Origin of the sequence: Georgenia sp. M64, assembly GCF_038049925.1 — a bacterium.
GTDB lineage: Bacteria > Actinomycetota > Actinomycetes > Actinomycetales > Actinomycetaceae > Georgenia.
Genome location: NZ_CP145809.1, coordinates 1,601,455 through 1,626,069, shown reverse-complemented (window position 1 = coordinate 1,626,069; position 24,615 = coordinate 1,601,455). Strand labels below are relative to the sequence as shown.

The 24,615-nt window shown below is 65.1% G+C and carries 20 protein-coding genes and 4 pseudogenes; 16 read left to right on the top strand and 8 right to left on the bottom strand.

Features of this window, described 5'->3' with window-relative positions; translation table 11 throughout:
- Positions 1 to 39: 39 nt before the first annotated feature.
- The gene (locus tag AAEM63_RS07310; RefSeq protein ID WP_341360897.1) at positions 40 to 381 is read right to left on the bottom strand and encodes a hypothetical protein; all 342 of its coding nucleotides are present in this window, start codon (positions 379 to 381) and stop codon (positions 40 to 42) included.
- On the bottom strand, positions 378 to 971 hold the full coding sequence (locus AAEM63_RS07305; RefSeq protein ID WP_341360896.1) for a hypothetical protein: 594 nt from the start codon (positions 969 to 971) through the stop codon (positions 378 to 380). The genes AAEM63_RS07310 and AAEM63_RS07305 overlap by 4 nt, the downstream gene beginning before the upstream one ends.
- A 794-nt stretch (positions 972 to 1,765) precedes the next feature.
- On the opposite strand from AAEM63_RS07305, the gene AAEM63_RS07300 reads away from it, so the two are divergent.
- Both AAEM63_RS07300 and AAEM63_RS07295 read left to right on the top strand, forming a co-directional pair.
- A complete protein-coding gene (locus AAEM63_RS07300; RefSeq protein WP_341360895.1) occupies positions 1,766 to 2,059 on the top strand; it encodes a hypothetical protein in 294 nt (97 codons plus the stop codon).
- Between the two features lie 213 nt (positions 2,060 to 2,272).
- On the top strand, positions 2,273 to 3,487 hold the full coding sequence (locus AAEM63_RS07295) for an IS110 family transposase (RefSeq protein ID WP_341360894.1): 1,215 nt from the start codon (positions 2,273 to 2,275) through the stop codon (positions 3,485 to 3,487).
- 27 nt (positions 3,488 to 3,514) lie between these two features.
- On the opposite strand, the pseudogene AAEM63_RS07290 reads toward AAEM63_RS07295, so the two are convergent.
- The 5 genes and pseudogenes from AAEM63_RS07290 to AAEM63_RS07270 all read right to left on the bottom strand — a co-directional run.
- Positions 3,515 to 3,685 (bottom strand): annotated as a pseudogene (locus AAEM63_RS07290) (IS3 family transposase); the annotation flags it as partial.
- 349 nt (positions 3,686 to 4,034) lie between these two features.
- Positions 4,035 to 4,253: a transposase gene (locus tag AAEM63_RS07285; RefSeq protein WP_341360893.1), complete on the bottom strand. Its 219-nt coding sequence runs from the start codon at positions 4,251 to 4,253 to the stop codon at positions 4,035 to 4,037.
- Positions 4,254 to 5,628: 1,375 nt separating this feature from the next.
- Positions 5,629 to 8,715, bottom strand: a complete 3,087-nt coding sequence (mobF, locus tag AAEM63_RS07280; RefSeq protein WP_341360892.1) for a MobF family relaxase — start codon at positions 8,713 to 8,715, stop codon at positions 5,629 to 5,631.
- On the bottom strand, positions 8,609 to 9,412 hold the full coding sequence (locus AAEM63_RS07275) for a hypothetical protein (protein ID WP_341360891.1): 804 nt from the start codon (positions 9,410 to 9,412) through the stop codon (positions 8,609 to 8,611). Before AAEM63_RS07275 ends, mobF begins: the two co-directional genes overlap by 107 nt.
- A gap of 6 nt (positions 9,413 to 9,418) precedes the next feature.
- Positions 9,419 to 9,655, bottom strand: a complete 237-nt coding sequence (locus AAEM63_RS07270) for a helix-turn-helix domain-containing protein (RefSeq protein ID WP_341360890.1) — start codon at positions 9,653 to 9,655, stop codon at positions 9,419 to 9,421.
- 338 nt (positions 9,656 to 9,993) lie between these two features.
- Between AAEM63_RS07270 and AAEM63_RS07265 the strand changes: the two are divergent.
- The 9 genes and pseudogenes from AAEM63_RS07265 to AAEM63_RS07225 all read left to right on the top strand — a co-directional run.
- A pseudogene (locus AAEM63_RS07265) lies at positions 9,994 to 10,260 on the top strand (leucine zipper domain-containing protein); the annotation flags it as partial.
- A gap of 259 nt (positions 10,261 to 10,519) precedes the next feature.
- Positions 10,520 to 10,804: pseudogene (locus tag AAEM63_RS07260) on the top strand (integrase core domain-containing protein); the annotation flags it as partial.
- A gap of 159 nt (positions 10,805 to 10,963) precedes the next feature.
- Positions 10,964 to 11,164 carry a hypothetical protein gene (locus AAEM63_RS07255; protein ID WP_341361413.1) on the top strand — a complete coding sequence of 67 codons (201 nt, stop codon included), beginning with the start codon at positions 10,964 to 10,966 and terminating at the stop codon, positions 11,162 to 11,164.
- Positions 11,165 to 12,074: 910 nt separating this feature from the next.
- Positions 12,075 to 13,730: an ABC-F family ATP-binding cassette domain-containing protein gene (locus AAEM63_RS07250; protein WP_280802508.1), complete on the top strand. Its 1,656-nt coding sequence runs from the start codon at positions 12,075 to 12,077 to the stop codon at positions 13,728 to 13,730.
- The gene (locus tag AAEM63_RS07245) at positions 13,727 to 14,995 is read left to right on the top strand and encodes an MFS transporter (protein ID WP_280802507.1); all 1,269 of its coding nucleotides are present in this window, start codon (positions 13,727 to 13,729) and stop codon (positions 14,993 to 14,995) included. Before AAEM63_RS07250 ends, AAEM63_RS07245 begins: the two co-directional genes overlap by 4 nt.
- Before the next feature lie 185 nt (positions 14,996 to 15,180).
- Positions 15,181 to 15,351 (top strand): hypothetical protein, encoded by a 171-nt coding sequence (locus AAEM63_RS07240; protein ID WP_229730356.1) that lies wholly within the window; start codon positions 15,181 to 15,183, stop codon positions 15,349 to 15,351.
- Between the two features lie 76 nt (positions 15,352 to 15,427).
- Positions 15,428 to 16,174, top strand: a complete 747-nt coding sequence (locus AAEM63_RS07235; protein WP_341360889.1) for a site-specific integrase — start codon at positions 15,428 to 15,430, stop codon at positions 16,172 to 16,174.
- 696 nt (positions 16,175 to 16,870) lie between these two features.
- Positions 16,871 to 17,065: a hypothetical protein gene (locus AAEM63_RS07230; protein WP_341360888.1), complete on the top strand. Its 195-nt coding sequence runs from the start codon at positions 16,871 to 16,873 to the stop codon at positions 17,063 to 17,065.
- 32 nt (positions 17,066 to 17,097) lie between these two features.
- Positions 17,098 to 17,862 carry an IS6-like element IS6100 family transposase gene (locus AAEM63_RS07225; protein WP_001389365.1) on the top strand — a complete coding sequence of 255 codons (765 nt, stop codon included), beginning with the start codon at positions 17,098 to 17,100 and terminating at the stop codon, positions 17,860 to 17,862.
- 54 nt (positions 17,863 to 17,916) lie between these two features.
- Here the strand turns inward: AAEM63_RS07225 and intI1 are convergent.
- Positions 17,917 to 18,672, bottom strand: a pseudogene (gene intI1 / locus AAEM63_RS07220) (class 1 integron integrase IntI1); the annotation flags it as partial.
- Positions 18,673 to 18,773: 101 nt separating this feature from the next.
- Between intI1 and sul1 the strand changes: the two are divergent.
- From sul1 to AAEM63_RS07195, 5 genes are all read left to right on the top strand, one after another.
- On the top strand, positions 18,774 to 19,625 hold the full coding sequence (sul1, locus tag AAEM63_RS07215; RefSeq protein WP_000946487.1) for a sulfonamide-resistant dihydropteroate synthase Sul1: 852 nt from the start codon (positions 18,774 to 18,776) through the stop codon (positions 19,623 to 19,625).
- A 127-nt stretch (positions 19,626 to 19,752) separates the two neighbouring features.
- Positions 19,753 to 20,253 (top strand): GNAT family N-acetyltransferase, encoded by a 501-nt coding sequence (locus AAEM63_RS07210; protein ID WP_000376623.1) that lies wholly within the window; start codon positions 19,753 to 19,755, stop codon positions 20,251 to 20,253.
- Between the two features lie 168 nt (positions 20,254 to 20,421).
- Positions 20,422 to 21,186, top strand: a complete 765-nt coding sequence (locus AAEM63_RS07205; protein ID WP_001389365.1) for an IS6-like element IS6100 family transposase — start codon at positions 20,422 to 20,424, stop codon at positions 21,184 to 21,186.
- Between the two features lie 70 nt (positions 21,187 to 21,256).
- Positions 21,257 to 23,503 (top strand): hypothetical protein, encoded by a 2,247-nt coding sequence (locus AAEM63_RS07200; protein ID WP_341360887.1) that lies wholly within the window; start codon positions 21,257 to 21,259, stop codon positions 23,501 to 23,503.
- Positions 23,500 to 24,543, top strand: coding sequence for a hypothetical protein (locus tag AAEM63_RS07195; protein WP_341360886.1), 1,044 nt, complete (start codon positions 23,500 to 23,502; stop codon positions 24,541 to 24,543). Before AAEM63_RS07200 ends, AAEM63_RS07195 begins: the two co-directional genes overlap by 4 nt.
- Positions 24,544 to 24,615 lie beyond the last annotated feature (72 nt).

Sequence of the window (24,615 nt, the reverse complement as noted above, 5' to 3'; positions counted from 1 at the left end):
GGCTAAGGTTCACGCCGCCGGGTGCCCAGCGGTCGTGAGCTACGCGCCTGGTGCGAGGTTCAAGCAGTACCAGGTCCCGTAGTAGGTCCCGATGCGCCTGTGCGTGAGCTTGCTGTCTCCGTCAGTGACGGTGTACCTCGGTCCGTGCGCCGTTTCGTCGCCCATGACTGTCTTCGACTGCCAGACGTACGCTCCGCCGCTGTAACCGCGGCACTCAGTCACGTAGGTGTAGGAGACGTACGGAGATGCCGTCGGCACGTAACGGTGCCCCATTCCGTAGGTGCCTGGGTCGGCACCCGCTGCGATAGCCGCTGTAGCAGAGCCAGCGACGATCGCCGCCCCTGCGGCGAGGCCGACCAAGGCCTTCATCGCGCCGATCATGACTCGAAGTATCCGTAGCCGGCCCCCCACAGGCAGTCGTTGGGGCCTGGTTCACTCGCATCGAACGGGAACTCGTCGTGCAGCCAGTCCCGCTCGAAACGCTCGACGGTGTAATCGCCGTCTACGAATCCGCTGCTCTCCAAGCACTCGACGGCCACCAGCCGAGAGTCAGCGAGCAACTTGGGATTGGCCTGTTGAGTGCGGTACAGAACGTCCACGGCAGCCATGCCCCGCGAGCACTTGACATTCGCGGCATCCAAAGCGTTCTGGTTCGAGACGTCATGAAAGGGCAACTGCACATAGAAGCCGTACAAACTCTCTCGGAACTCTGGCGTGAAGCCACTCCTCTCCATACACTCCGCGTATCGCGACTGGGCGTCTTGGTAGTCCGCCGGCGCTATACGGCCGTTCTTCTTCGAGCGCTCCAGAACGCCCCGCTCCGCCGGCGTGAGGTCCATGCTGTCCAGGTACGTCTGAATCAGCTCTGGCATCCCCTTTGCCATTGTCTCGTTCACCCGCGTCGGCGAACTGCCCGCCTGTGCAGCGTCGGGCTGGTTCGCCACGATCCCGGCGAAGAACAAGCCGATCACAGCAACCGCCGCAAGCGCACATCGTGTTATCCGGTGCATTGCCAAGCCCCCATTTCGAGTGTTATTCAACAAATCCGCCCCTCAAGGCGAGTTACTCACCTTCGTCCGCGTCTAGCCGACGTTCAGGCAGTGCCATGTGCCGCGGTAGGACCCAATTTTGTGCAGGGTGACGGTGCTGTCGGGACCCGGAAAGGCTTGACGCGGACCAAGGGCCGAGGAGGTCCCTAGTATTGCTTCCCCCTGATAGAAGGGGGCGGAGCCGTTGGCGCTGTGACACTTGGTCACGTACGCGTAGGAATGGTAGGGAGACGCGGTCGGGAAATACGTGTAGCCAGACCCGACCGTTCCTGTCTCGGCATGGGCGAAGGCTCCTGAGGCGGAGCCAGCGGTGATCATTGTCCCGAAGGCAATGACACTCGCCCCGATCACCAGGAGCCTCTTCACTAGCGAACCCATGCCGACGACTCCTTGATCGTCGCAGGACTGTGGATCTTCTCTGATCGCTATTCGCATGATGCAGCCTCAATCTGGACAGGAGCCTCGTTGCTCCGATCTGGGGAACGTATCATCGAAGCATTTGCCAGGCGACCCAGTTTTTGGCGGGCGAGAAGTCCGCTTCCTGCCATGTCCGCTTCCTGCCATACAATAACGGACCGGGTACCACGTCCGAATAGCCCTCGACGCGGTTAAATTGGGGTATGGCAGACCCGCAGACACACAGGGACGCACCGTTGGAGGCATGCTCGCCGTCGACCTCGCCTTCGACCCCCTCCGGCGTTTCGTGGGCAGCGCTGGTGACCGCGGTGCTCGGAGCGATGCTCGTGTGGGTGTCGGTGGTCGTGACGCCGTGGGCGATGCGTCGGGCGGTGTCCCTCTCCGACTACGACAGCGTCTACACCTTCCCCGTCGTCACCCTGGCGATCGTGCTGGTTCTCGACGTCCTTGCCCTCGCCCTGGGGCTCGTTGGAGTACGGCGGCCAACCGGAAGAGCGCTGGCCGGCGCCGCGATCGGGATCGCCGCCACTGGTGTTCTTGGGCTACTCATCTACGTCATCGGAACAGGCGTGATCATGCCTCGGTTCGCCTGAGCCCTGATCCGTAAGTTCGTAGATGGCCCGGGAGGGCTGGGTGTGGCTGAGCCTTGATCGCCCGTTGATGGCTCCGATGGATTGGCTGCCCGGTTCCTCCTGGGGCGCCTTGACTGCTGATTGAGATGCGCGTCCTGGTCGCTGTTTACGGATCTGTCGGCGGGGTGTTCCTTCGGGCCATGGCAATCGCTCGTGTGCTCGAAGGAGGAGTTGATGAAGCAACGGATCGCGCTTGGGTGGGCTGGTATCGACGTCGGTAAGGGTCATCACTGGATCTGCCTGATCGACGAGGCCGGCACCACAGTCCGGTCGACGAAGGTGGTCAACGACGAGGCCGCCATCCTCGACGCGATCGCCGGTGTCCTTGGCCACGCCGACGAGGTCGTCTGGGGAGTCGACGTCACCGGGACCATGTCGGGACTGCTGCTGGCACTGCTGGCAGCCCACGGTCAACGGGTGAGATACGTCCCCGGCCGCACGGTGAACCAGATGGCCAGCGCCTACCGCGGTGAGGCCAAGACCGACGCCCGCGATGCCTACGTCATCGCCGAGACCCTTCGACACCGCGGCGATCTACAGGACGTCGAGGTCGCCACCGCGCTGGTGACCGAACTGCGGCTACTGGTGACCCACCGTACCGACCTGGTCGGTGACCAGGTCCGCATGGTCACCCGGCTCCGCGACGTCCTCAGCGGCTACTTCCCTGCGCTGGAGCGGTCCTTCGACTACGCCCATAGTCGGGGTGCGTTGGTCCTGCTGACGGGCTACCAGACGCCGCAGGCGATCCGCCGGACGGGTCAGTCACGGTTGCGGGCATGGCTGGTCAAGCGGAAGGTCCGCAGCGCCGACCAGATCGCTGCAGCTGCACTGGGTGCGGCCAAGGCCCAGCAGACCGTCGTGCCCGGACAGGATGTAGCGGCCAGCATCGTGGCCGACCTCGCCGCTCAGCTCCTGGCGATCGGCGCACGGATCGCCGACCTCGACGCCCGGATCACCACCACCTTCCGCGCGCACCCCCAGGCCGAGATCATCGAGTCCCTGCCCGGCATGGGACCGATCCTCGGTGCCGAGCTGGTAGCCGCCGCAGGAGACCTTGCCGCCTATGCGAACGCCGGACGACTCGCCTCGGCCGCCGGGCTCGTCCCGGTCCCGCGGGACTCTGGCCGGCGCACCGGGAACCTGCACCGGCCGATGCGCTACCCGCGCAAGCTTCGCAGAGTGTTCTACCTCTCCGCCTCAGCCGCCATGATGCGCGAGGGCCCCAGCCGCGACTACTACCTCAAGAAACGCGGACAAGGCCACGGGCACGTCCAAGCGCTCATCGCCCTGGTGCGCCGACGCGTCGACGTCCTATGGGCCCTGCTCCGCGACAACCGACCCTTCGAACTCGCCCCACCCTCGCGAGAACCGATGGCCCAAACGGCTTGACAAAGTCAGTGAGAATCCACCGGTGTCACCGCGGCGTGCCACGGCGTTGTTCAGTGCGGCTACGGCCAGGCGTGACTTCATCCTCGAGTCGAAGGAGTACCCCACGATCCTGTTGGAGTAGACGTCCTCGATCGCGCAGAGGTAGAGCTTGCCGTCGCTCGTGCGGTGCTCGATGATGTCCAGACGCAGCTCGGGGCGAGCGACGATGAAGGCCTCGAACCGCGCCGAGCGGAACGGGCCGCCTTTGTCGGTGACCAGCGTCAGGCGCGCGAGGACGTTCCCGTCCTCGTCAACGTCGCAGTCCTCGATGGGCCGGCGCCCGTGCAGGACCTCGTACTCCGCCAGGGCCGCCTCGACCGCGGCCATCGCGTCGTGCTGGTTCGCCGTAGGGACACGTGCGGGGCGTACTCGTACTTCGACCAGTAGTCCCGGCACGCGGCGATCCGCCACACCCCGCCGCTGGTGGTCTCGAACTCGCTGAAGTCCAGCTGCCAGACCTGGCCCGGCCCAGTCGGCGGGGCAGAGAAGGCGGCCTTGCGCGCGACGGCTAGCGACCCTTGGTCGTTAGCTGGCGCCGCTCCTTCTGGTCCGGCCGGCAGCACAGGCCAAGCTCGTGCATGATGCGCAGCACGCTGGCCTCGGACACCGCGATCCCGTCGTGACGCACCAGGGCACAGACCTTGCGGTGCCCCCACACCGGGTGCGCCAGCGCATGACGCTGCACCGCCGCCCGGACCGCCTCGTCCCCGGCGCCGGTGCGGGCCACGGCCCCCTGGTCGGCGCGCCGCTGCGTGCCCTGACCTGCCGGCGGCGCCTCACCATGCCCGCTTGACAGCAGGGCCCTCTATATCAGAGGAGACAGCTCCTCAGTTACGCCACCACAACCCACCGCTCTTCAAACGGCGGCACCGAAACCCTGAGCGGCGTCATATATCTCCGTCGCCGCATCACCCTCCAAACCTGTCCTCTTTGGGCCATGACACCTTCCGGCCAATCAATTCTGACGAGGCGGGACTTAGAAGAGACAAACATTTGCGTGGAGGCGACCTGAATCTGGCGCCTGGACGCGTCGTCCTTCACATGGAAGTCAAGGGAGATTCTCATGTCGTCCAGCAGCGAACCCTCGGTTACGCTCCGCGATGGGCCAATCACGACCCAGCGGTCCGACGCCAGGACCGGAGGAGGCCAGCAAACGGCGATTCGCCGGATGTGGGTGTCGCTTCTAGCAGTCCTGTCGGCGACCGCGATCCTGCTTGCCGGGGGAGTTCCAGCGGGCGCCACTTCCGTCAGAGACATGAGGGTGGAGGATCTGTACTCCATCCAGGCGACACAGGTGACTGTGAGCGTGTCCTGCCAATCGGACGGTCGCTACGCCTGGAACGCGACGATGACGGATGCTTCGTCTTACACGACGTACAGCGTCTACTACCAGTGGAAGCATTCCTCCCCAACCGGAGGTGGGGGCAGTTTCAACTGGATCTACGCTGGCAACTTGACAACCGGTCGGTACGGCATCGGGTCGTCAAGTACCTACTATGGTAACGCAGGAACGGGGACCACCAGTGTCACGATCACTGCCAAGATTGCCGGGGTTACTGGCTCCGACACCGACACCTGCTGATTCTAGGGAAGGGGCTGCAAGGGTCTTGAGCATCACATCCGAGTCATCGAACTATCGGCCTGGAGAACCTCTCCGTGATTGGAGCTCATCAGGACCAGTTGCGACTGGAATCGACGCCGAGTTGATCATCAAGTCCGCTCGTGCGCGGGACGCTCTTGTTAGATTGGTGAACGGGGAGCCTCTCTCGGTCGAGGACGAACTCGCCTTCGGCCGCCTCAATTCCTGGTGCGTGCACATGTGGTATCAGCCCATGGTCATGCTCATTGACAAGCCACGAGTTGACCCAGCACTACCGGAGCTCCTTCGCGAGCACACGAAGGTCTTCAGGGGCATTGGCGGGACTACCGAAACCCAAGACCAGTCCTAACCGTTCTCCCACAGGGCCGCCACGGGGCGGTGATCGGCCGCGTGGACAAGACACGGAAGGCGCTCGACGTCCCAACTCGAACGGGGCGTCGAGCGTCCTTTCCCCGTTATGACGTGTCAACGAAGGCGCGCACGAGCGTGTCCAAGACCTGTCCTAGATGCTGCGCCCGTGGGTACGCCCCCTGGCCGCGTCAGTCTTGCGGGTCTGGGCAGTGACCTGGGCACGGTGCAGTGCGTCGGTGGCTCGGTGGCGGTCGCGTTCCTGGACGTGGGTCTGGGGGGAGGCGCCGAGTGGTGCGGCGGAGGTGATGGCGTACCGGTCGCGGTAGGCGGCGACGACGGCCAGCTCGGCCAGCCAACGTTCCCGGTCGCCGGCACTGTGCGGCCGTTCGCCGATGTGGGACACCCAGGGTGCCCGGTCGCGGACAGCGGTCTCGGCGAGGGTGTGGGCGCGGGTCTCGATGAGTTGGCGGCGTTCGGCCAGCGCGCGGGCGGCGTCGGCCGGCAACGGGCCGCTAGCGGCGGGGATGAGTCCGGCGACGAGGTCCGGGGTCGTGCCGGGTGCGGGCCGTGCCGTGGCTCGGGCGAGGCGGGCGGTGAGGACGGCGGCAATGTCGTCGGCGTCGAGCAGGGTGCGTTGGGCGGCCAGGCGTGGCAGGAGGGTGTCGAGGTCGTGGTGGTTTGCCTCGGCGCGGCGCAGCTCCGCGGTGAGGACGGCGAAGGCCTCGGACGAGGTGACCTGGTCGGCTTCGGACATCGTGAGCCCGCCCGCCCGGACAAGCGCGTCCATGACGAGCCGGGTCCAGCGGCCCCGTTGGGCGGTGGTGGCGATGGTCTCGTACTCGGCGGCGAGCTGGGCGATGCCGGTCCAGCTCTCTTGCACGGCGGTGATGGTCTGGTGCGCGGAGAGCTCGAGGCCGGAGTGGTTGAGCACACCGAACAACACGGTCCGTGCAGTGGTGTCGGTCTCGGCGGGGGTGCCGTGGAGGGGGTCGGGCTGGTCGAGGGCGACGTAGGCGGTGTTGGCGCGTCGGCCGCGGGTCATGGCCACGTACAGGTTCTCGCGGGTAGTCGACGGCGAGACGACCACGTGGGCGGCGTCGACGGTCATGCCCTGCGCGCGGGGCGCGGTGACGGCGTAACCGAGGTCGACGTGCCGGACGACGTACCGGGCCGGCAGCCTCACGCTCGCGCCGTCGCCGGGCCGGCGGACGTCGAGCGTCCCGTCGCTTCCGACGTGGGTCACGGTCCAGCGGTCGCCGTTGCGAACCCAGGTGCCGGGGCCGGTGCGGAGGCGACGGTCGTTGCGGCGCGTGATGACCACATCACCCACCGATGCGCGGGCCCCCTCGCGCAGCCGGACCTCCCGGCCGGTGTCGGTCAGGCCAGCCTGGATGCGTTCGGCGCGGGCCCGCTCGTTGAGCTGCCGCACCGACTCCGCCGCCTCGGTCACCAGGATGGACGAAATCCCCGTCTGCAGGTCGTGCTGCCACGCCACGTAGGCGGCGTCGACCATCGCCTCGGTGGTCCCCTCAACGATCCGGCCGCGGCCGGCGTAGGCGTCGATCGCGGTCGGGTCGCCGTCGCGCAGGGCGAGAGACGCGTCCTTCTCCCAGACGTGGACGAAGCGCCGCACCTCCACCAGCCGGGCCAGGTCGCCGCCGCGGGCCTGGACGAGCATGTTGAACGCACCGCCGGCGTCGACGGACTGCAGCTGGGCCGGGTCCCCGACGAGCACGACCTTCGCCCCCACCTCGGCGGCGCGGTTGGCGATGGTCTCCAGGGTGCGAGTGGAGGCGAGGGTGGCCTCGTCGAGGATGATGAGCTGGCCCGGGCGGAAGTCCGCCCTGCCGCGGGCGTGGTCGTGGACCCACTTGGCGGTGTTGTCGCACCCGATGCCGATGTCCTGGGCGAGGACCTGGGCGGCGGCGGCTGACGGCGCCATCCCGACCACGGACCCGGGCCCGTGCGCCGTGGTCCAGGCACCGGCCAGGCCGGCCATCGCCGTGGACTTCCCCGTCCCGGCCGGACCAACCAGAACGTCCAGCCGCCGCCCCGAGGTGAGGATCTGCGTGATGGCGGCGGCCTGCTCGCCGTCGACCACCACGCCGTCGCCCCGGGAACCGGGAACGGTCTCTACGATTCGTTGCGGGATGACGAGCGTCGTGGTGCGGTCCTCGGCCAGGGCGAGCAGCCGGTCCTCCGCGCCGAGCAGACGCTCGCTCGAGTAGTACGTGGAGTGCCGGGGCCGCAGAGTGCTGGTGCCGTCGCCCCGCCGCATCCCCGCCGGGGTGGTGGCGACCTCGCCCGGGGTGAGCCGGACCGACCGCCGGATGGCGGCGTCGGCGATGAGCGCGACCACCTGTTCGCGATCGACGGCGGTGACGAAGCGCCACCCCATCGTGCGGCGCGAGGCCTCGGCCCACACGTTCCAGTGCCGCCAAGTCGACCGCCGCTCCGACACCGCGGCCACGACGTCGGCGGCGGCCTGGTCGATCAGGTACATCGGTACGGACTCCCCGGTGAGCGCGTGCGCGGGCTGCCTGGTGGTGAGGGTGCGTGCCCACTCCGTGGGGTCGCCCCCCACCAGGTCGCGGGCGCGTGTCCGCCACTCGGCGGTCAGGTCGGACAGGGCGCGGATGGTCTTCTCGGGGCGGGTGTCGAGGGTGGCCTCGGCGCGCAGCTGCACGATCCGCCGGCCGGTGGGGCGGTGGCCGTGCTTGGTCACGTAGGCGGCGATCTTCGCGTCGGTGGCGACGTCGATCGCCCGGGCGCGGCTGGAGAACGCGGCGATCAGGTCCTCGCCGACGCCGCGGATCTCCCACTGTGCGGTGCGGTCCTCACCGCGGTCGCGCCGCTCCCACGACAGCCCGAACGTGCCGGTGAGCCGGTCGGCGAGGACGGCGTTGTAGTGCTCGGACAGGCCCACGACCGCGTGGTGGACGGCCCGGGAGTCCAGGGTCCGCCACCGCCCGTCATGGGCGGCCATCACCTTGTTCGACACCACCACGTGGGTGTGGAGCTGGGGGTCGTTCGCGCGTGAGTCCCAATGGTCGTACGCCGTCGCGGCGACCCCGACGACCGGCACCTGCGCGATCCCGGCGTGCCCGGTGCGGGTGGCCGCAACCTCCCGCTCAAAGAAATCCAGCACCTGCGCGACGGCGGCGTGGTGGGCCTCGACGATCAGCTCCTGAGTGTTCGCGTCCGCCAGACCCCACAGCACCGACACCGACTTGGGCACCGAGAACGTCAGATCGAACCCCGCCGTCGCCGTCTGTGACCCACGGGCCGCCTGCCGTCATGCCCGGGCGCAGCTCCCCCGCCCCGAAGAACGTGACGCCCTTGCCCAGCCACACCCCCGGCGGCGTGCCGGCATCGGTGAAGTACCGCGTGAACCCGCTCGCCTGCGTGGCGTCGCCGTCGCCCTGCACGACCGACCGCAGCAGGTACCCGTACCCCTTGCCCGCCGAGACCACCCGCATCGAGACCGTCACACCCACCAGGTGCGCCTCGGGTGCCAGAGGTGTGAGGACCACGAGTGGCCACCACGGCCCCGGGCCCGCTTCGGGCCGCCTCTGCCGGTGTGAAGTCGAAACGAATGCCGGGAGCACGAGGGTGCGCAGGTCACGCTCGTATCGGTAGCGGGTGCTGGGGGCGAGCCGCTTGGTGTCGTCGAGCGACTGGAGCCAGGCGTCGGCGAGGTCGACGAACAGCGAGTCCGCGGTGAGGTCCTCCTCGCCGACGCTGGCCGCCTCGTGGTTGGCGATCTTCTTCTTGAGCCGGCGCAGTGCCTCGGCCTTGGACCGGCCGACGGCTTTGATCTTGCGGGTGCGGCCGTCGAAGTCGCGGAACCTGACGACGGCGATCTGCCGGCCGCCGTCGGTCTCCTCGTAGTACGGGTCGCCGTAGGTGCCGATCGGGGTGCGCGGTCGTGCCATCGCCGGTCACCGCCGCCCGGGTGGCGGCGCGACACCGGCCGACTCTTCGCGGCAACGCTCCAACCAGGCCCGCACGTCTTGGGCGGCGTAGCGCAGGTGGTTGCCGATCTTGTAGGCAACCGGTCCCTGACCCTTGGTGCGCCAGTCCTTGATCGTGTTGACCGGCACCCCGAGCAGCTCGGAGAGCGCGTCGATGCTCATCAGCGGCTCAAGCCCGCCGCCAGGCGTGGAGTTGGTCGTCATGCACCTCAGGTGCGCGGCGCCGTCCACCTCGCTCAGCCCTGCTCGGACCACCGATCGCAGCGCGGCGTGGACCTGCGGCCACTGCGGGCCTCGGGCGAGGGGTTTATGCCCCATAAATGCCCCATGAATCAAAACTGGCAACCTTTCGGTCACGGTCACCAGTCCCGCTCGGGAGACGCATATGGCCCCGGACCTGCACGTTCGCAAGTCCGAGGCCATCTCACTCGGTCGGGCTGACAGTGTCCTGTTTCAACACATAGGCGACAGATGTCTCAAGACATGCGCGACACGTCTCTCAAGACATCCGCGACACCGCTCGGACCCAGTAGGGCTCGGTCATGTCCTCGACAGCCCGCCTGGTCATCACCGCCGTCGTCCATCAGAACCGCCCGGTCGCCGAAGTCGCCGCGACCTACGGTGTCCACCGTTCGTGGGTCTACCGGCTCGTGCGCCGGTACGCCCAGGACGGCGAGGCAGCGCTCGAGCCGCGCTCACGCCGTCCCAAGACCGTCCCCACAGCGACCAGCGCGGAGAAGGTGACGGCGATCCTGGCCCTGCGCGAGGAGCTGACCACCGCCGGGCACGACGCCGGCCCCGCCACCATCGCCGAGCACCTGACCCGCCGCGGCCTCACCGTGTCCGTGGCGACGATCTGGCGGACCCTGAACCGGCACGCCCTGATCAGCCCCGAGCCGAAGAAACGCCCGAAAGCCTCCTACATCCGGTTCCAGGCATCCGCACCGAACGAGTGCTGGCAGTCCGACTTCACCCACGTCCGCCTCGCCGGCGGCACCGACACCGAAGTCATCACCTGGCTCGACGACCACTCCCGCTACGCCCTGTCCGTCACCGCCCACAACCGTCATCACCGGTCAGACCGTCACCACCACCTTCCAGACCACCGCCGCCGAGCACGGCCTACCCGCCACCGTCCTGACCGACAACGGCCTCGTCTACACCACCCACTCGCTCAAGGCCCGCAACAGCTTCCAGCGACTGCTCCACAAGCTCGGCATCCACCAGAAGAACGGCGCCCCCAACCACCCCCAGACCCAGGGCAAGGTCGAACGCTTCCAGCAGACCCTCAAAAAGCACCTCGCCACCAGAGCGCCCGCGGACAGCATCGCCGAGCTCCAGGCCCAGATCGACGCCTTCGTCACCTACTACAACACCACCCGCCCGCACCGCTCCCTCGGCGGGCGCACCCCACGAGCGGCGTACATCGCCACACCCAAAGCCATCCCGATCGGATCACCCGCCGGCAAGGACAACCGCGTCCGCCACGACAAGGTCGACGGGCAAGGCTCCGTGACCCTGCGTTACAACGGCCGCCTGCACCACATCGGCGTCGGACGAACCCACGCCCGAACCCCCGTCGTCATCGTCATCCAGGACCGCCACATCGTCATCGCCGCCAAAGACACCGGCGAGATCATCCGCAAGCTCACCCTCGACCCCACACGCGACTACCAACCCCGAACAACGACAAAGGCCGAACCCTCAAAATGAGGGTTCGGCCTGTCGCGGATGTCTTGCGACATCACATCGGTCGGGCTGACAGGATTTGAACCTGCGACCCCTTGACCCCCAGGCGTCCAGACGGCTTCGGCCGGACCGGATTCCGCGTGATTCCGGGCGTCAGATCATGCGGAGCACGTCACGAGATGCATGGTTTGCACGGTTCTGGTCCCCTTCTGGTCCCCCTCATCAATCACGAAGATCCTGAACGAGGTTGCTCCGCGGTGCGAACCGCAGACCGAGCGCCGGGATCAGCGGTGCTGCCTGAGTGCACTTGCCACAGGTCCCTCAGGTCAGAACCGGCGAGGTCTGACCCGCGCGGAACGTGCCGACCCCAATCAGCGTCAGACAGTTGCGAAAGGAACTCACGCGCCTCTGACGGACGAAGGGATCCTGGTTCGTGGCCCTGTGCGAACTCCGCCCCGAGCGAGTTAGCTGCCGTTCTCGGAACTGAACTCATCCGCATCACCACGCCTGCCTCGGTGTTGACCCCGTGATAGAGCATCGCACCGAGCAGGTTGATGCTTCGCAGGTCGCTCTCGCTGACGTTCTCAAAATCGATACCGCTTGTGGAGGCGTCGGTGTTCGGAGCCCGGTGACCGAACTGTCGGGCGAAGGCGGTACTGAGGACGAACGCGTTGGAGGAGTCGACTTGATGGGCGACCGTCGCGCCGGTGTCGCGGAGGAGGTCGGCAGCGAGGCAGAGTCGCCAGCCGGCGGTGTCATGCGGTAGAATCGAGTCCATGCATTTGTACTTCCTGTGACGGTTGAGCAGGCCTACCGCGCTCGTTGAGAAATCCGAGACTGCGGCGACCGCTCGTTCTGACCCTTCTGGGTCGCCGTCATTTGCGTACCTATCTGCCTGTCCGTGGCTGGTGGTGCGTCGTCTCGAAGGACTTCAATGCTTACCCCGACGAACCGTCATCCGGCGCGCCATCGCGCGCAACTCATCACTTCCGACGTGTCTTTGATGCGCGGAGCCACACCCGTCCTCCATCATGTCGACCTCACCCTCACTTCCTCATCGCGTGTCGCGATCGTGGGAGAGAACGGGCGAGGGAAATCGACCCTCCTGCAGGTACTCGCTGGCGTCCTGGTCCCGGACAGCGGAACAGTCCAGCGCATTGGCACGATCGCTGTGGCCGAGCAAGAGATGACCGCCGCTGACAGTCGAACTGTTGGGCAAGCGGTCGCAGAGGCGATCGCCGAACCACTGGCCGCGTTGGCGGCGCTCGACGCGGCCGCTCTCGCTCTCGCGGACAACACGGACCGGGCGGAGGAGCAGTACACGGCCGCGTTGGAACATGCCGAAGCGCTCGATGCGTGGGATGCCGAACGGCGCGTGCAGATCGCGCTCGAAGCACTCGACGCGGAGACGGACTCGACCAGGCTTCTCGCAGACCTCTCGGTGGGACAGCGTTATCGGGTACGGCTGGCGTGCCTCCTGGGCGCCGATCACGACTTCCTCCTGCTTGATGAGCCCACCAACCACCTCGACCGAAGCGGGCTCGAGTTCCTGACCGCGCAGCTCCGAGCGCGGAGCGGGGGTGTTGTCGTCGTCAGCCACGATCGCGCGCTGCTGTCCGACATCGCGGAGACCATCGTCGACCTGGACCCGACGCCGGACGATCGGCCGCGCGTGTACGGGAACGGCTATGCCGGCTACCGGGAGGGACGTCTGGCCGAGCGGGAACGCTGGGAACAGGACTATGACCACCAGCAGGCCGAGCATGCTCGGCTACAGGACAGTCTCAGCGCCGCGCAGAACCGACTCGTCTCGGGGTGGAGACCAGAGAAGGGCACCAACAAGCATGGGCGCGCCACCCGGGCCGGCGGGCTTGTGCAGAACGTGCACCGACGCCAGGAAGCACTCGAAGCCCACGCCGTCACCGTGCCGGAACCGCCTCAGCTCTTCCGGTTCCCCGAACTCCCCACAAGAACCGGCGCGGTTCTCCTCAGCGTCGATCACGTCAGCGTCGCCGGGCGGCTGAGCCAGCCAGTGTCGTTCTCACTCTCCCACCGCGGCCGTCTCGTTGTGACCGGCCCGAACGGTGCTGGCAAGTCCACACTGCTGAGCGTGGTCGGTAGTGAGCTATCGCCGGACACCGGAGCGGTTCGGATGCCTCGGAGCACGCGCCTCGGCTTTCTCCATCAGGAGACGACCCTGCCGCCCGATCGGAGAGCGAGCGAGGTGTACGCCACGCACGTCGGCGCGCTCGTGTCCGAAGGTACCTTGCAGGAATCGGATGCGATCGGCCTCTCCCAGCTTGGTCTCCTGCGCCCGCGCGAGGCGGGCAAACGAGTGGGCGAGCTCTCGATGGGGCAACAGCGCCGGCTCGATCTGGCACTCGTGCTCGCGATGCGCCCGCATGTGCTGCTCCTGGACGAACCCACCAACCACCTTTCAATCGCGCTCGTTGACGAACTCACCGACGCGCTCGGAGCGACCGCAGCGGCGGTCGTCCTGTCAACGCACGACCGGCAGCTGCTCCGTGACGTTGACGAATGGCCGAGCCTCGAACTGACTTCGATGGTCGAAGGCGAGGCGCTGGTATGAGCGAGAAGAACCTCAACCGGATACGTGCCCTGCGGCCACTGGGTTCGCGGGATTATCGGCTCCTGTTCGCCGCAGTCGGCATCGAGGTCTTCGGCACCGGGATGTGGACCATCGTGATGGTCTTCCAAGTCCTCGCGCTCGATGACAGCCCGCTCGCGCTCTCAGCGGTCGCAACAGGGATGAGCTTGGGCCTGTTCGCCTTCTCGATCCTGGGTGGCGTTGTCGCCGATCGGTTCTCCAAACGACGCATCATCATCACCGTGCAGGGATGCACCGCGGCTGTGATGACCGTGGTGGCAGTCCTGTCCCTCACCGAGACGATCGAACTGTGGCATGTCGGCGCCGCTTCCTTCGCGATGGGCGCAGGAAGCGCGTTCTTCTACCCCGCCTACAGCGCGTATCTGCCCCAGGTGCTTCCGTCTGAGCAGCTCCTCGCCGCGAACGGGCTCGAAGGCGCTCTCCGACCCTCGATGGGGCAAGGCCTCGGTCCCGCCCTCGGCGGAATCGTCGTCGGCACGTTCTTTCCCGCCATCGGGGCCATGATCGTCGCAGCGTCGTACGCGATCGCGTTCATTCTCACTCTGTTCCTCAGTCGACGCGACGAACTGACCACGGTCACTTCTCCGGAGCAGCGCACGAGTGTGTGGGGCGACCTTCGAGCAGGCGTCAACTATGTGGCTCGCACTCGCTGGTTGCTCTGGACTCTGATCTTCGGCTCCTCTCTCGCCCTCATCATCCAGGGACCGATCGAAGTGCTGCTGCCGTTCATCACCCGCGACAGGTTCGAGGACGCCGAATCGACGTTCGGTTTCCTCCTTGCCGCATTCGGCATCGGCGGGGCGATCGGCTCACTCGTTGTGTCATCGCTGAAACTCCCGCGCCGCTACCTCACATTCATGATCGCTTGCTGGGGCGGCGGAACCCTCCCCCTTGCGGTCATCGGCGTCGCCGACAACCTGATTCTGATGCTCTCAGCACTGTTCATCGTCGGCGCGGCGACCGGAGCCGGTGTCGTCATCTGGGGAACCCTGCTGCAACGTCTGGTGCCGCTCGACATGATCGGCCGAGTCGCGAGCCTCGACTTCTTCGTCTCGATCGCCTTCATGCCGGTCTCGATCGCCATCGCAGGCCCGCTCTCACTGCTCGTGCCCATCCCCGTGATCTTCGTCATTGCCGGCATCGCGCCACCCGCCCTTGCGCTGATCGCTCTGCTGGCGGGGCGGATGCGCGAAAGCGAGATGGAACGCTCACTGGACGAACGCTGAGACGCGACTGTCCGGGTCAAGAACATGTTGGGATTCGAGGCAGACGAACAAGGCCTGCGCTCACCCATCACGGCCTTGACCCGGACCGAGCATCGTCCGATCGGTCCGGTGGCGTATGACTGCATCAAGGTTGTCATCGTCCGCTCTGGGTCCGCGGCTCCTCGACCAAGGGCATGGAAGTGTCCATGACGCTGCTGGAGTTCGTCACCTCCATCGGCGACCGGTGGGCGCGTGGCCTGGACCCGACCTCCACCGGTGAGACCTACGGGTACGGGCTGAAGCTGCGGGTGCTGCCCGCGCTCGGGCATCTGCCGGTCACCCAGATCACCGCGGGGATCATCGATCCGCACCATTGATGAGTGGGAACAGCGCCACGGTGCCTCGACCATCAAGAACACCATCGCCCCGCTCGTCCGGGTGCTCGATGAAGCCGTGCGGGACGGACTGATCCAGATCAACCCCGCGAAGAACCGTGCCAAGCGGAGCCTGAACCGCAACGCCTTCCGCGGCCAGTCCGCCGAACACGCCTCCCCGCGGGCGCACGCGATCCCCGACATGAAGACCCTCAACCGGCTCACCAGGGCGTGTGGGAAGGTCCATCAGTCCTACAGCGACTTCGTGATGCTCGCCGCGCTGCTCGCGGCCCGATCCTCGGAGGTCTCCGGGTTGCAGGTCGGGGACGTCGACTTCGACAAGAACCTCGTGGTGATCCGCCGGCAGGTGTTCCCCGGCAAGGGCGGACTGGTCACCAAGCCGACCAAGAGCCGCAAAGAACGCCGCGTGCCGATCCTCGAACCTCTCCGGCCCGTGCTGGAACGCCTCACCGACGGCAAGGAGCCCGAGGACTCGCTACTGGTCGGCCCGAAGGGCGGCTACCTCACCACCGCGACCGTCCGCGACGCCACCAACTGGGACGGCATCGTCGCGAAGCTCGGCCTGCCCGACCTCACCCGGCACGGGCTACGTCACACCGGGGCGACCTGGATGGCCGACGCTGGCATCCCGCTGCACGTCCTCCAATACATCCTCAAGCACGCGTCGATGGAGACCACCCGCGGCTACCTGCACCCCGACGACCGCCACCTCGCCTCCGCCGCTGAGCAGGCCAACGCCTTCCTCTCCGCCGCCGGACAACGCAAGCACACCCGGCGCAGCAGCCCCGCGACCAGGGGCCTGTGATGCGCTCCCACCCCCGCGGGAGTGCTCCCGGAGGCGTTCTGGTCCCCTTTTGGTCCCCTTCTGGTCCCCTTATCCACAGGAAGCAGGTCCAGGGCGGTCCGTTCGTCCACAGTCGACCACCAGCGAGAGCGCCGGGGGGACCAGAGGGGGGACCACGGAAAACGACCCCCGGACATGAAGAAGCCCAGGCGAGAAACCTACTCTCACCTGGGCTTTTACGTCGGGCTGACAGGATTTGAACCTGCGACCCCCTGACCCCCAGGCGTCCAAACGGCTCAAATATCATCAAAAACCGCGTGTTTCTGCGGATCAGATCATGCAGAGCACGTCACGAAATGCAGGATTTGCGTGGTTCTGGTCCCCTTTTGGTCCCCCTAGCCCCCAAGTGACAGGAACAAAGTTCATACCTCACCTGACCAAGTGATTTTATGGTTCAGGAGCGTGCTCTGCGCGTCAGATTTTGCAGGTTTTGCAGCGCGTTGGTTACCTAATTGGTCCGCTTACTTAGACTCGCGGAATCATTCCCCGAGCGCCCCGCGCACGAGTTCAACGAGCGTCAGCGCCACGGCCACCCACTTCGTTCGACCACCGTGACGCAACTTACTGAACTCCGAGACCTGGCGCTCGCGATGTTTTCGCCAGCAGCTACCCCGTCACTGTCAGAGGTGTCCCGTAATGTCGTAACCAGGAGGACATATGGCAGGCACTGATACGATTCGCGGGATCGCATACCAGCAAGCGCATGCCATCCACCTCGCCATCGAAGTCGTCGAGCAGTATCCCGAGCATCAGATCCGCGTTGAAGGCAGGGACGATGTAGTGGACATCGAAGTGCTTGATGCGGATGGTTGCCTCGTCAGCGGGCTCTGTTGCAAAAATCGTGAAGCTTGAGCATGCTTGGCGGAGATTGGACGGACGGAACGATGACGGATTTCAAGTGGCGCCATTTCCAGGGTGATGTGATCCTGTGGGCGGTGCGCTGGTATTGTCGCTATCCGATCAGCTATCGCGACCTTGAGGAAATGCTGGCGGAACGCGGCATTTCGGTCGACCATACGACGATCTATCGCTGGGTCCAGTGCTACGCCCCGGAGATGGAGAAGCGGCTGCGCTGGTTCTGGCGGCGTGGCTTTGATCCGAGCTGGCGCCTGGATGAAACCTACGTCAAGGTGCGGGGCAAGTGGACCTACCTGTACCGGGCAGTCGACAAGCGGGGCGACACGATCGATTTCTACCTGTCGCCGACCCGCAGCGCCAAGGCAGCGAAGCGGTTCCTGGGCAAGGCCCTGCGAGGCCTGAAGCACTGGGAAAAGCCTGCCACGCTCAATACCGACAAAGCGCCGAGCTATGGTGCAGCGATCACCGAATTGAAGCGCGAAGGAAAGCTGGACCGGGAGACGGCCCACCGGCAGGTGAAGTATCTCAATAACGTGATCGAGGCCGATCACGGAAAGCTCAAGATACTGATCAAGCCGGTGCGCGGTTTCAAATCGATCCCCACGGCCTATGCCACGATCAAGGGATTCGAAGTCATGCGAGCCCTGCGCAAAGGACAGGCTCGCCCCTGGTGCCTGCAGCCCGGCATCAGGGGCGAGGTGCGCCTTGTGGAGAGAGCTTTTGGCATTGGGCCCTCGGCGCTGACGGAGGCCATGGGCATGCTCAACCACCATTTCGCAGCAGCCGCCTGATCGGCGCAGAGCGACAGCCTACCTCTGACTGCCGCCAATCTTTGCAACAGAGCCCATGTGATGGCGACGCACGACACCGCTCCGTGGATCGGTCGAATGCGTGTGCTGCGCAAAAACCCAGAACCACGGCCAGGAATGCCCGGCGCGCGGATACTTCCGCTCAAGGGCGTCGGGAAGCGCAACGCCGCTGCGGCCCTCGGCCTGGTCCTTCAGCCACCATGCCCGTGCACGCGACAGCTGCTCGCGCAGGCTGGGTGCCAAGCTCTCGGGTAACATCAAGGCCCGATCCTTGGAGCCCTTGCCCTCCCGCACGATGATCGTGCCGTGATCGAAATCCAGATCCTTGACCCGCAGTTGCAAACCCTCACTGATCCGCATGCCCGTTCCATACAGAAGCTGGGCGAACAAACGATGCTCGCCTTCCAGAAAACCGAGGATGCGAACCACTTCATCCGGGGTCAGCACCACCGGCAAGCGCCGCGACGGCCGAGGTCTTCCGATCTCCTGAAGCCAGGGCAGATCCGTGCACAGCACCTTGCCGTAGAAGAACAGCAAGGCCGCCAATGCCTGACGATGCGTGGAGACCGAAACCTTGCGCTCGTTCGCCAGCCAGGACAGAAATGCCTCGACTTCGCTGCTGCCCAAGGTTGCCGGGTGACGCACACCGTGGAAACGGATGAAGGCACGAACCCAGTGGACATAAGCCTGTTCGGTTCGTAAGCTATAATGCAAGTAGCGTATGCGCTCACGCAACTGGTCCAGAACCTTGACCGAACGCAGCGGTGGTAACGGCGCAGTGGCGGTTTTCATGGCTTGTTATGACTGTTTTTTTGTACAGTCTATGCCTCGGGCATCCAAGCAGCAAGCGCGTTACGCCGTGGGTCGATGTTTGATGTTATGGAGCAGCAACGATGTTACGCAGCAGGGTGACGGTGTTCGGCATTCTGAATCTCACCGAGGACTCCTTCTTCGATGAGAGCCGGCGGCTAGACCCCGCCGGCGCTGTCACCGCGGCGATCGAAATGCTGCGAGTCGGATCAGACGTCGTGGATGTCGGACCGGCCGCCAGCCATCCGGACGCGAGGCCTGTATCGCCGGCCGATGAGATCAGACGTATTGCGCCGCTCTTAGACGCCCTGTCCGATCAGATGCACCGTGTTTCAATCGACAGCTTCCAACCGGAAACCCAGCGCTATGCGCTCAAGCGCGGCGTGGGCTACCTGAACGATATCCAAGGATTTCCTGACCCTGCGCTCTATCCCGATATTGCTGAGGCGGACTGCAGGCTGGTGGTTATGCACTCAGCGCAGCGGGATGGCATCGCCACCCGCACCGGTCACCTTCGACCCGAAGACGCGCTCGACGAGATTGTGCGGTTCTTCGAGGCGCGGGTTTCCGCCTTGCGACGGAGCGGGGTCGCTGCCGACCGGCTCATCCTCGATCCGGGGATGGGATTTTTCTTGAGCCCCGCACCGGAAACATCGCTGCACGTGCTGTCGAACCTTCAAAAGCTGAAGTCGGCGTTGGGGCTTCCGCTATTGGTCTCGGTGTCGCGGAAATCCTTCTTGGGCGCCACCGTTGGCCTTCCTGTAAAGGATCTGGGTCCAGCGAGCCTTGCGGCGGAACTTCACGCGATCGGCAATGGCGCTGACTACGTCCGCACCCACGCGCCTGGAGATCTGCGAAGCGCAATCACCTTCTCGGAAACCCTCGCGAAATTTCGCAGTCGCGACGCCAGAGACCGAGGGTTAGATCATGCCTAGCATTCACCTTCCGGCCGCCCGCTAGCGGACCCTGGTCAGGTTCCGCGAAGGTGGGCGCAGACATGCTGGGCTCGTCAGGATCAAACTGCACTATGAGGCGGCGGTTCATACCGCGCCAGGGGAGCGAATGGACAGCGAGGAGCCTCCGAACGTTCGGGTCGCCTGCTCGGGTGATATCGACGAGGTTGTGCGGCTGATGCACGACGCTGCGGCGTGGATGTCCGCCAAGGGAACGCCCGCCTGGGACGTCGCGCGGATCGACCGGACATTCGCGGAGACCTTCGTCCTGAGATCCGAGCTCCTAGTCGCGAGTTGCAGCGACGGCATCGTCGGCTGTTGCACCTTGTCGGCCGAGGATCCCGAGTTCTGGCCCGACGCCCTCAAGGGGGAGGCCGCATATCTGCACAAGCTCGCGGTGCGACGGACACATGCGGGCCGGGGTGTCAGCTCCGCGCTGATCGAGGCTTGCCGCCATGCCGCGCGAACGCAGGGGTGCGCCAAGCTGCGGCTCGACTGCCACCCGAACCTGCGTGGCCTATACGAGCGGCTCGGATTCACCCACGTCGACACTTTCAATCCCGGCTGGGATCCAACCTTCATCGCAGAACGCCTAGAACTCGAAATCTAACGTCCGTTCGGGCATCGAGGTCCATGTCGGGGTGGGACGGGCCCGTGGCTTCAAGATCACTTGCAGTCCGACCGCGATGTCTTGGTTGCGCGAGAGGTTGTCGATATGGCTCTGTTGCAAAAATCGTGAAGCTTGAGCATGCTTGGCGGAGATTGGACGGACGGAACGATGACGGATTTCAAGTGGCGCCATTTCCAGGGTGATGTGATCCTGTGGGCGGTGCGCTGGTATTGTCGCTATCCGATCAGCTATCGCGACCTTGAGGAAATGCTGGCGGAACGCGGCATTTCGGTCGACCATACGACGATCTATCGCTGGGTCCAGTGCTACGCCCCGGAGATGGAGAAGCGGCTGCGCTGGTTCTGGCGGCGTGGCTTTGATCCGAGCTGGCGCCTGGATGAAACCTACGTCAAGGTGCGGGGCAAGTGGACCTACCTGTACCGGGCAGTCGACAAGCGGGGCGACACGATCGATTTCTACCTGTCGCCGACCCGCAGCGCCAAGGCAGCGAAGCGGTTCCTGGGCAAGGCCCTGCGAGGCCTGAAGCACTGGGAAAAGCCTGCCACGCTCAATACCGACAAAGCGCCGAGCTATGGTGCAGCGATCACCGAATTGAAGCGCGAAGGAAAGCTGGACCGGGAGACGGCCCACCGGCAGGTGAAGTATCTCAATAACGTGATCGAGGCCGATCACGGAAAGCTCAAGATACTGATCAAGCCGGTGCGCGGTTTCAAATCGATCCCCACGGCCTATGCCACGATCAAGGGATTCGAAGTCATGCGAGCCCTGCGCAAAGGACAGGCTCGCCCCTGGTGCCTGCAGCCCGGCATCAGGGGCGAGGTGCGCCTTGTGGAGAGAGCTTTTGGCATTGGGCCCTCGGCGCTGACGGAGGCCATGGGCATGCTCAACCACCATTTCGCAGCAGCCGCCTGATCGGCGCAGAGCGACAGCCTACCTCTGACTGCCGCCAATCTTTGCAACAGAGCCCGTCAGCGCGCATCAGATGAAGAGCCGCTCGGGTGCGCCGTGGACACCGAAGCCGATTGCCAATGTCATTCGACGTTGGGCCGATCTCAACGAGCCAGATGCCAAGTTCACGTTCGTCACCAACGGAGAGCTGGGGCCTGGCGCGCAGACGCTCAGCGACATCCTCAGAAGCTCCGAGCCTGGCAGGACAGGCCGACTGGCGACAGAACTGGACATACCTGAAGCGCTCGCGGAACGTCTGCTGTTCGCGCGCATCCACGTCGATCCGTCCTCCGTAGGCGCTCTGCTTGAGTCCGCCGAGCGGCGTATAGCTGCACGGCTCGACCCGCTCCTACGTGACAAGGAACAAGAAGCAGTGCAGTGCGTCGACCGCCTGGTCAGGGTACTCATGGAGCGTGCGGCGCACACCGACCCATCTAAGCGATTATTCACGGCAAACGAACTCCGGGCGCTGATCGGCGGTGAACACGGAGAACGCGCTGAGTACCACTGGGCTGGCACACTGAAAGACTCCTACTTAGCGACGGCTTCCAACACCCTGCCCGCGCTTGTACCGCTCACTCTGACCCCGCTAGGAAAAGACCCTGTTGTCGAGGCGCAGACCCTCCTCAGTGTGAAAGCCGCATCCGTGTCGGGGCCAACCGGAACCGGCAAGTCCAGCGCGATACAAATGCTTCAGTCGTCGGCCGCAGCCTCTGGACGTGCAGTTGTGGTTTGCAGAGCCGAGACGTACATACCCGGACGTATTGGAGATCTCGTCGCGGACGCGCTCGGCTTCAGTGTGGGCAAAGCGATTCCCACCTACGCCGGCCGCAAGGTTCTCGCTGATCCCGACGCTGTCGTCGTCATTGACGGCGTCTCCGAAATCCCTGATGCCACACTTGAACATCTCGCGGAGGATCTGAAACCCCTGCTCAGCCGGCCGGGCTTCGCATCGGTCGTGTTGGTCGGGCGTGATCCTGCGGTACTACGCCGTGTGCTGGAACCCGCCCCCGAGCAAGAAGCGTTCAGCGTCACACCCCTCGCGCATTCCGACCAGGAGCGACTCATCGAGTCGATTGTGGGAGCGACTGCATCCGGATTGTCACAGATCCGGGCTCGCGCGGAGCATGTCCTCGGAGATGGCGCACGAAACCCGATGCTTCTCACCATTTTCCTGGAAGCGGGTGCATCTGGTTCCGTCGAGCTATCTCGAAGCGCCGTGTATGAGAGATTCCTTTTGCATCTAGCTGAGCGGGAACCGTCCGTGGACGCCCAAACATACTTGCCCTTGCTGGGGGTCGTTTTCGCTCGTCTGCTCAGCTCCCAGCGTCGGTACTCGGACCGATACGAATGGATCGCCAACACCGACGAGGCGGCCAAGTTTCTCTCGTCCAGAACCGACGGTGCCAGTGCGCGCGCTGCGGGCCTCCGCATCGGACTGATTACCGAAGTGGGGATGGGGGTGGTCGCGCCGTTTCACGACTCTCTCGCCGACTACCTCGCGGGGACCGCGGTCGCTGCGGGTCTCGCCCCGTTGCCCTCCGTTCTCCACCCGACTCAGTCAGAGTGGGTGGTCTTCGCCAGCGAACTTGGCGTCGACGTCTCTGACCGCGTCTCACGGGATCTGCCGTTCTTATCCGTACGCGTTGCGCGCGCAGATAACCACTTCCCTGGCATCGGCAGCTACGCGCATGGAGTAACAGAGCTTCTTGAAGCGCTTCTTGGGACAACCGGTTGCACTGTCCAGGTGAAGGAAACCCTCGACGGGCGCTGGATCCTACGAGCGACCGCCGCCTCCGGCACCACCATCGGTGCGACAGTCGTCGATCACGAACGAGGGCCCTTATACGGGGCCGTGCGGCTCTGGCGCCTGGCACTGCGTGCTCGACTCGGGGCAGTACCGCCCGCTCTCGCCTCCCGTCCGCGCTCCGCCGAAGAGGCTCAAACCCGGGTCAAGGAGTTCGTTCGGCAGCGTCAACGTGATCTCGATGTCCTCCTAGATACCTTCCCCGATGTACAGCGCGCCCTCATACTGGAGCGGCTACGTCCGCTTGGCCTCACCTTCTTCATCGGCGAGAGAGAAGAGATCTGGGGAGCAGAAGACTGGCCAATGTCCTATGTCGAAACAGTGGAAACTTGTCTGCTCCAGAACCCGCCCGTCGAACGGCTCGGCCGGACATCCGCATCGCACTTTCTCGACGGTGGACCTGCGCATGCTGCGGCATCGGACGTTCAGAAGGCAGTTGAACAGCTCACAGACACATCGGGATGGCTCGCATGACGAAGGAAATCTGGACTGCGGTGGATCAGCTCGCGAACAAGTGGCGAAGCTCGCAGACCGTGCACCGAGTGGTTTCAGTAATGCCACGAGATGGCGTCCCCTCTAAGGAGCCGTTGACGGCGATGCTTGCCGAGTTTCGTGCGAGTTCGATGCGTGCGCATGCACTGCGCCTCAACTCAGAGCTGAGCTACTTGATAAGCCAGCCGATGCTCGGGCATGTGAAGAGGCCGGACACTTTCGAGGCGTGGCTTTTCGCGGCATACGAAGTCGAGGTCGCGTTCCGTCTTCAACTCGCGTGGCTTCGCGCACAGCTTCCCGGATACCCCTTACTCCGAGTGCCTCAACTCGTTGCAAACACCCCATTCACCACGGACGAGTTCAGCTGGAAAGCGGTCTGGGCGCGCGGAGACATGGGTCACGGCTTCCAGCTCGCACCCCCGCCCACCCTCGCAATTGGTGCTGAGCGCCTAGACGCCAGCCTTGAACTGCAGGCGCTGGCCTCCGCGCTTCGCGCGTCAGAGTCGTGGCAACGGCTCGCTGTCACCCGCGCCGCACTGACCGAGCCTGACCGTCAGCAGCTTCGCATCGAGTGTATGGCTCTTCGCGCGGCGGTGTCATCTGAGCACGTCGATGAGTTCGAGCCGCATTTCGCACTTAAACGCCATCAGTTCCGTGAGGAGCAGATGAGGGAAGCCATCGCGCGGTTAACGGGACGAGCGGCGGCCTACGCGAATGCATTCACCGACGCGGCGGACACGGTGGACTTTGCCGTTGACGGTGTGCTTCCGCAACTCGTCACCTACGGCCGTCCGAAGGACATTGGCGCCGCCGCAGACCTCGACTTCCTCGGCGAGAACCAGATTACTTTCCAGCCAACTGTCCCGACCTTCGGGACAGGCATGCTGGTATTCGTATCCGATCCGCTCGTCGAGGAAGTAGGGCAGATCACCGGAGCCAACTTCAACTTCAGCAACGGGGTCGAGAGCAATCGCGTCACCCTCCAGTTGTTGTCTGGCGCCGCGGCTAGTTGGGGCTTCTGACCGACCGGAAGAGCGTCCGAACGTCAGAACACGAGTGAGACGTCGATTTACCGACGCTTCCTGCTGCTGACA

Bases quoted from the DNA above. Each gene is read 5' to 3' on its own strand.
- AAEM63_RS07310 (WP_341360897.1), bottom strand. From the start codon at position 381: ATGATCGGCGCGATGAAGGCCTTGGTCGGCCTCGCCGCAGGGGCGGCG.
- AAEM63_RS07205 (WP_001389365.1), top strand. From the start codon at position 20,422: ATGACGGATTTCAAGTGGCGCCATTTCCAGGGTGATGTGATCCTGTGG.
- AAEM63_RS07295 (WP_341360894.1), top strand. From the start codon at position 2,273: ATGAAGCAACGGATCGCGCTTGGGTGGGCTGGTATCGACGTCGGTAAG.
- AAEM63_RS07230 (WP_341360888.1), top strand. From the start codon at position 16,871: ATGGCAGGCACTGATACGATTCGCGGGATCGCATACCAGCAAGCGCAT.
- sul1 (WP_000946487.1), top strand. From the start codon at position 18,774: ATGTTACGCAGCAGGGTGACGGTGTTCGGCATTCTGAATCTCACCGAG.
- AAEM63_RS07195 (WP_341360886.1), top strand. From the start codon at position 23,500: ATGACGAAGGAAATCTGGACTGCGGTGGATCAGCTCGCGAACAAGTGG.
- AAEM63_RS07200 (WP_341360887.1), top strand. From the start codon at position 21,257: ATGAAGAGCCGCTCGGGTGCGCCGTGGACACCGAAGCCGATTGCCAAT.
- AAEM63_RS07240 (WP_229730356.1), top strand. From the start codon at position 15,181: ATGACGCTGCTGGAGTTCGTCACCTCCATCGGCGACCGGTGGGCGCGT.
- AAEM63_RS07210 (WP_000376623.1), top strand. From the start codon at position 19,753: ATGGACAGCGAGGAGCCTCCGAACGTTCGGGTCGCCTGCTCGGGTGAT.
- AAEM63_RS07275 (WP_341360891.1), bottom strand. From the start codon at position 9,412: ATGGCACGACCGCGCACCCCGATCGGCACCTACGGCGACCCGTACTAC.
- AAEM63_RS07270 (WP_341360890.1), bottom strand. From the start codon at position 9,655: ATGACGACCAACTCCACGCCTGGCGGCGGGCTTGAGCCGCTGATGAGC.
- AAEM63_RS07225 (WP_001389365.1), top strand. From the start codon at position 17,098: ATGACGGATTTCAAGTGGCGCCATTTCCAGGGTGATGTGATCCTGTGG.
- AAEM63_RS07245 (WP_280802507.1), top strand. From the start codon at position 13,727: ATGAGCGAGAAGAACCTCAACCGGATACGTGCCCTGCGGCCACTGGGT.
- AAEM63_RS07250 (WP_280802508.1), top strand. From the start codon at position 12,075: ATGCTTACCCCGACGAACCGTCATCCGGCGCGCCATCGCGCGCAACTC.